The sequence below is a fragment of the Bradyrhizobium sp. 23 genome, from assembly GCF_023073295.1.
Lineage (GTDB): Bacteria > Pseudomonadota > Alphaproteobacteria > Rhizobiales > Xanthobacteraceae > Bradyrhizobium > Bradyrhizobium canariense_D.
The window spans coordinates 435545-441937 of the sequence record NZ_JADPJF010000103.1 but is presented as its reverse complement, the minus strand read 5'-3'; the positions used below and the strand labels follow the sequence as shown (position 1 = coordinate 441937).

Genomic DNA, 6393 nt, shown 5'->3' with positions numbered 1-6393 from the left:
CTTTTCGTCCGCCGTAAGGAATAGTGGCCGGATCGAAGGCGATCGGCTCGGACGATCCATTCCACCCTTGTCATAGAGTTCGATCACCTGTTCGAGCGTTGCCAGCGATCCGTCGTGCATATAGGGCGCGCGACGCGCGACATCGCGCAAGGTCGGCGTCTTGAACGCGTATCGCAGCTTTTGGGATGTCGGAAACAGTCGGCCGCGCCCGATATTATCATCCGTCGCGGTGCCGATATCCTGGAACGATCCATCTGTAAAAGATGGCCCACTGTGGCAGCTTGAGCAGCGTGCTTTGCCGTTGAAAATCTCAAAGCCGCGTTTTGCCGGTGCGCTGATCGCGGCTTCATCGCCCATGATCCAGCGATCGAATGGCGACTCGCCAGCGACAATGGTGCGTTGAAAGGTCGCCAGGGCAGCTTCGATCCTGGGGCGCGTAATCGCACTGTCTCCGAACGCCGTTGCGAATGCATCACCATAGGCCGGTGCGGCGGACAGACGGTCGATCAACTCCGCTTCCGTCAGGTTCATGTTCGCCCGGCCAGTGATCGGACCAAAGGTGACGGCCTCGATATCCCTGAATTTTCCGTCCCAGCCCAGCGGTTCACTGAAGGCCACATCGATCAGAGTAGGCGAACGCAACGGCAGACCCTTCGGGTCCTCCCCAATCGCACGCGAGCGGCCATCAGCCCACGAAAGCGACGGATTGTGGCAAGTCGCACAGGAAACTGTACGGGACCTTGAGAGCAGTGGATCGAAGAACAGCTGCTGGCCAAGAGCGGCTTTGACCGCGGAGTAGGGATTGTCCTCGGGAAAAGGAACGGTCGTCGGCCGACGATAGCTGGCACGGATCTCCGCAGCCTCGCCCGATTTCGCGGTAGACCACCAGGCAAAACGCTGGCCCAGCGGCAAAAACGACGCAAGCAAAGCCAGGCTGACCCAGACCTTCATTGGCTCCTCGGACGGAAATACCGGATCTGTATATGAAGTGTTAGTCAACGAAGCTTTAATGAATGCCGGCGAATTCAAGCGGGGTGCGGACACTAACCAAAGACGATGACCGCAAAAGCGCTGGAAGAGGCGACTTGATCATGCTTGGCCCCGTCCTCGCGACATGCCAAGACCTACCGGTGTATCCCGGACGCGGTCAGGCTATATACCCAGACCGACAGCCAGAACGTCAAGGCATCCGCCACCTACACCGCCAACAACGGCGGCGGCAAGGGATCGACGGTGACGATGACGGCGTCGGGCGAAATCAAGAGCCAGTTCATGCAGATTGCCGGGTTTCCAACCCTCGACTTCAGCGTCGGCTCGACTTCGACTTGGGGGAACAGCCTGCTGCGCATCGCGCTCGTGCTCGACAACACCGGCTCGATGGCGGGCACCAAGATCAGCAACCTAAAGACCGCATCCAAGAACCTTGTCGACAAGCTCGGGGCGCTGGCGAAAACCCCGAGGGACGTCATGCTCTCCGTGATTCCTTTCGCGAGCGCCGTCAACGTCGGCACCGATAAGGCCTCGGCCGCGTGGCTGCGCTGGGATCTGTGGGACCCCAGGTCGGACGATTCGTCCGGCAACTCCTACTGCAGCAGCGGCCGGAGCTCCTGGTACACGATGGCGATGTGCAAGGGCACGGCTACACCTGGAGCCATTCCGTCGGCTCGCCTTCGACTTCCAATTGGAACGGCTGCGTCTCCGACCGCGATCAGAGCTATGACGTCTCCGACGCGTTGCCATCGGCGCTGACGACCCAATATGTCGCAGACCAGGACCCGTACTGCCCCGCCAAGATGCTGGCTGACCAGCACATCCAGCACCATCAAGAGCACCATCGACGCGATGTCGGCGAACGGCGGCACCAATTAGACCATCGGCCTGCACTGGGGCTGGCTATCGCTGCTGCAGCAGGCGCCGCTGAACGCACCGGCCGAGGACGTCAACAACGTCTACCGGCACGTGATCATCCTATTCACCGACGGCCAGAACATCGTCAACCGCTGGAACGGTGACGGGTCCATGACCTCGTCCTCGACTGAACGCGGCAAGATCGACACGCGGATGGAGGCTCTATGCGCCGCGGTCAAGGCTAAGAACACGACCATCTACACGGTCCAGCTTGATGGCGGGACCGGCGTGTCGCCCGTGCTGCCCAAATGTGCGAGCGGATCAGCAAACTTCTTCATGCTGAGCAGCCCGAGTGAGATCGACACCGCCTTCACCCAGATCGGCAACTCGATCTCCAAGTTGCGCGTTTCAAAGTAGAACCTTCTGAATTCGTGAGACGCATCGGGCTCGCCGCGCGGCATCTCGACGACCTGGCCGACTGCCCCGCGCCGCCGGAGAAGCTGCCCATCCCGATCGAGATCGACGGCGCCGTCTCGGTGAGCGCTTTCCAGATCGGTCTCTACGCATCGTGCCAGCGCCGCTTCTTCTACACACACGTGCTGAACGTCGGGGGCCGCCGGACACCGACCCCGTTTTTGCAGTTGCACGACGCGGTCCGCGCCGTGTTCAAGGAGATCGTTTCGCGGGGAGGTCCGGCTCCGGACGCAAGCCAGCTCGCGGGCCTGATCGACCAAGCCTTCGCAGAGCGGAAGTTGAACGAGCACGGTTACGCTCAGGAATTCCTCGCGCTGGCGTCGGACATGATCGGCTACTTCCTGGCCCAGCGCGCCGGTCTCGCCGCGACGGCGCCGGTCCCGCTGCGATTTTCCATCGAGGCCGACGAAATCGTCGTCACGCCGGACGACGTGCTGGTGCTGAAGGGGGGAAAACGGTCATTCCGAAGAATCCAGACCGGCCACTACAGGGAAGACGACGTCAAGGAGATCGAAGCCGGGGCGTTCGCCATCGCTGCGCGGACGAACGCGCCCGGTGCCGCCGTGCAGGTGCAGCACCTGTCCGATCATGAGACGTCCGACATCTCGTTCACCGACAAGTCATTGAAAACAAAAAAGAAAAACATCGAAGATGCGCTCTCCGGTATTCGCGCCGGCGCGTTCGCCCCGAAGGCCTCTCTCTTTACCTGCCCGAATTGTCCGGCCTTCTTCGTTTGCGGGCCGGTGCCGGCTGGCTCCTTCAGAAAAAAGTTCGCCTGAGATTACCGGTCGAGGTTTGCCGCACCGATTAGTGGGGTGAGGGCCGCAGGGCTCACCCAACCGATAGGTGCAACATGACCATGGACGACCCCTCTTCCCCGCCGGAGCACGGAAATCCGGTGGAACGTGCTCTGGAACACATCCACCACGCCGAACAGGACCTCGAAGAGGCCCACCAGCAGGAACAGCGCGCCGAGCATGAGCTGGCCGACGCGGAGCACGAACTCGAGGAAGCGCTCCATCCGCGCGAGTCCGAGATCGTCGTGAACGCGCGCAAGCGCACGGTGAATGGCGACACCGTCAGCTTCGAGGAGATCGTGCAGATCGCCTTTCCCGGCTCGCACGATCCCGACGTGGCGTTCTCGATGACGTATCGCCACGCCGCATCGGAGCCGCACGCCGGCGAACTCGGCCCCGGCGGCCACGTCAAGGTCAAGAAGGAAGGGACGATCTTCAATGTCACAAAAACCATTCGATCGTAACCCCGACCTCGGCAAGCTCCGCGAGGAAGGCTACCCGGTGCGGATCCGCGGCGGCCTCCTCGTGATAGAGGTGCCCTACGTCGACGCAAAGGGCGAGGTCAGGCTGGGACGCCTGATCTCGTCCCTCACCTTGGCCGGCGACGTCACCCAGCGCCCTGATACGCACGTGGTGCAATGGGACGGCGATTATCCGTGCGACAAGGATGGCAAGGAAATCGAGGCGCTGCGTCACGCCAACGCCGTGGTCGATCTCGGCAACGGGCTGACGGCCAGGTTTTCCTTTTCCTGCAAGCCTCCCGAGGGCTACGCGGACTACCACGCAAAGATGACGACCTACGCCGGCGTCATCGCCGGCCCGGCGGCCGTGGTCAAACCGGAGCTCAAGCTTCGTTCCTACGCGGCGCCCGAGCCGGAGGACGACACCGTCTTCAACTACACCGAGACCGCGTCCGATCGCGTCGGCATCGGCGCCTTGACGGCGCTGCTCAAGAACGAGCGGGTGGTGTTTATCGGTCTCGGCGGCACCGGCGCTTATGCCTTCGACCTGGTCGCGAAGACGCCGGTCGCCGAGATCCGGGCCATCGACGGCGACGACTTCCTGACGCACAACGCGTTCCGGACCCCCGGCGCGGCATCGCTCGACGAACTGCGTCAGGTGCAGAAGAAGGTCCACTACCTCGCCGGCATCTATTCCAAGATGCACCGGAACATCGTTCCGCACCCGGTCGCGCTGGATCGGAACAACCTTCACCTGCTCGACGGCGCGACCTTCGCCTTCATCTGCATGGATGCGGGAGAGCCGAAGAAGCTCGCGGTGCAGAAGTGCGAGGAGATGGGCATTCCCTTCGTCGACGTCGGCATGGGCCTCGAGTTGGTCGACGGATCGCTCGGCGGCATCCTGCGGGTGACCGCGAGCACGCCGGACATAAGGGCGCACGTGCACGGCGGCCGCATCTCGTTCGGCAGCGCCGGCGACGAGAACGATCTGTATGCCACCAACATCCAGGTGGCGGACCTGAACGCGCTCAACGCGGCGATGGCGGTCGTGAAGTGGAAGAAGATCCGCGGTTTCTATCGCGACCTGGAGCGAGAACATCACTCCACCTACACGACCGACGGCAACATGCTGCTGAACGGTGACCGGTCATGATCAGGACCAGGCAGCTTCGACACCGCTTCGTCGAGACTATGCCCGACAGCATCGAGCCCGGCGTGCTGTACCTGTCGATGGAGTATGCGACGGCGACGCATCGGTGCTGCTGCGGCTGCGGCGAGGAAGTCGTCACGCCGTTCAGCCCGGCGCAATGGCAGATGTCGTTCGACGGGGATGTGGTCTCGCTGCATCCCTCGATCGGCAACTGGAATCTGCGCTGCCGCTCCCACTACGTGGTCAGCGCAGGCCGGGTGATCGAGGCGCCGCAGTGGACGAAGGCACAGGTCGAGGCCGGCCGCCGCCGGGACAAGAAAGCGCGCACGACCTACCTCGCTGGCACGCCCGCGGCGACCGGCGTTTCCGTGCAGGGCGAGGCTGATGGCCAGACTGAAGTCAGCCTTCACGGAGCTCTGACGAACGATACCGTCGACCGGACGCGAAACGCGGACGGTCGGCGAACCAGCGAACCCTCGATCCGAGCGATTGGAGAGAATGATGGTGAAGAACGTGGTGATCTACTCGGACGGCACCGGTCAGGCCGGCGGCTTCCGCTTCGACGAGGCGCGCACGAACGTCTACAAGATGCACCGGGCGAGCCGCTGCGGCCCCGACTCGACCATCGATCCGCGCGAACAGGTCGCGTTCTACGACCCAGGCCTCGGTTCGCAGGCCGACGGCGCCAACATCTTCGGCAAGGCGCTGCGCTGGATCCACAACACGGTGGCCCGGGCGACTGGCTTCGGCATCACGCGCAACCTAATCGACTGCTAGGCCGCGCTCATCCAGTTGTGGCGTCCCGACGACCGCATCTTCATGATCGGATTTTCGAGGGGCGCGTACACCGCGCGCTGCCTGGCCGGCATCGTCGCGCGCTGCGGAATTCCGGCGCATGTCGCCGACGATGCGAACACTCCGCTCAAGCTCAACGACGCGTCCGCGCGCGAACTCGCCGCCGAGGCGGTCAAGCACGTGTACCAGTTCACCGAGCCGAGGAAGATCGACAAGGCCACCGCGCGCCAGAAGTTCCTGATCGAGACGCGCGAGCGCATCGCACGCGCCTTCCGGCGGCGCTACGGATCGGCTGACGCGGCCGTCCAGGACAACGCCAACGTCTATCCCTACTTCGTCGGCGTCTACGACACCGTCGCGGCGCTCGGCAACCTCCCGACCTTCCTGCTCTCGTCGATAGCGAGCATCTAAAAAGATTTCGGCTCCGGCGCGGACGCGTCGGAGCCGACTCGCTCGGGTGGCGCCGGCTGGGGCCGGAGAACGACCTATCTGCCGCCGTTCATGCGATCGATGAGACCGCCGGCGGCTCCGCCGTAGAAGGTGCCGGCGTGATCGCCCATCGCCGTTCCAGCGGCGCCGCCGACGATCCCGCCGCCGACGCCGCCCGCAACGCCACCTGCAGCCGTGCCGACGGCTCCTCCCACCGCCGATCCGACGGCGCCGCCCACCATGGCGCCGACGGCGCCACCGGCCGCCTCGCCGTAAGCGCGCGCGGGGAGCGAGCCGTCCGGCACGTCGACGGTGCATCCGTTGCAGGCGGCGGAGACGGTGCTCGGCAGCAAAACGGGACTCGAAGCGAGGACGGCGATCGCGATCGTCAGAGCTTTCGTATGCCTGGTCATCTTGAGATTCTCCATGGACGTGATGG

The 6393-nt window shown here is 63.7% G+C and carries 7 protein-coding genes and 2 pseudogenes; 7 read left to right on the top strand and 2 right to left on the bottom strand.

Annotated elements, in window-relative coordinates; all coding sequences use genetic code 11:
• Positions 1-951, bottom strand: a 951-nt coding sequence (locus IVB32_RS27140; RefSeq protein ID WP_247411923.1) for a cytochrome c peroxidase, incomplete at its 3' end; no start/stop codon positions are given.
• Positions 952-1095: 144 nt separating this feature from the next.
• On the opposite strand from IVB32_RS27140, the gene IVB32_RS27135 reads away from it, so the two are divergent.
• The 7 genes and pseudogenes from IVB32_RS27135 (at position 1096) to IVB32_RS27105 (ending at position 5936) form a co-directional block, all read left to right on the top strand.
• The gene (locus IVB32_RS27135) at positions 1096-1749 is read left to right on the top strand and encodes a vWA domain-containing protein (RefSeq protein ID WP_247411922.1); all 654 of its coding nucleotides are present in this window, start codon (positions 1096-1098) and stop codon (positions 1747-1749) included.
• Positions 1750-1959: 210 nt separating this feature from the next.
• A complete protein-coding gene (locus IVB32_RS27130) occupies positions 1960-2265 on the top strand; it encodes a hypothetical protein (protein ID WP_247369540.1) in 306 nt (101 codons plus the stop codon).
• Between the two features lie 119 nt (positions 2266-2384).
• The gene (locus IVB32_RS27125) at positions 2385-3101 is read left to right on the top strand and encodes a PD-(D/E)XK nuclease family protein (RefSeq protein ID WP_247411921.1); all 717 of its coding nucleotides are present in this window, start codon (positions 2385-2387) and stop codon (positions 3099-3101) included.
• A 74-nt stretch (positions 3102-3175) separates the two neighbouring features.
• Positions 3176-3583: a multiubiquitin domain-containing protein gene (locus tag IVB32_RS27120; RefSeq protein WP_247411920.1), complete on the top strand. Its 408-nt coding sequence runs from the start codon at positions 3176-3178 to the stop codon at positions 3581-3583.
• Positions 3558-4733, top strand: coding sequence for a ThiF family adenylyltransferase (locus IVB32_RS27115; protein ID WP_247369548.1), 1176 nt, complete (start codon positions 3558-3560; stop codon positions 4731-4733). Before IVB32_RS27120 ends, IVB32_RS27115 begins: the two co-directional genes overlap by 26 nt.
• A pseudogene (locus IVB32_RS42815) lies at positions 4730-4984 on the top strand (DUF6527 family protein); the annotation flags it as partial. The gene IVB32_RS27115 and the pseudogene IVB32_RS42815, both read left to right, overlap by 4 nt.
• A gap of 244 nt (positions 4985-5228) precedes the next feature.
• Positions 5229-5936 (top strand): annotated as a pseudogene (locus IVB32_RS27105) (DUF2235 domain-containing protein).
• Positions 5937-6010: 74 nt separating this feature from the next.
• Here the strand turns inward: IVB32_RS27105 and IVB32_RS27100 are convergent.
• Positions 6011-6393 (bottom strand): hypothetical protein (locus IVB32_RS27100; RefSeq protein ID WP_247411919.1); only part of this gene is annotated, 383 nt, incomplete at its 5' end.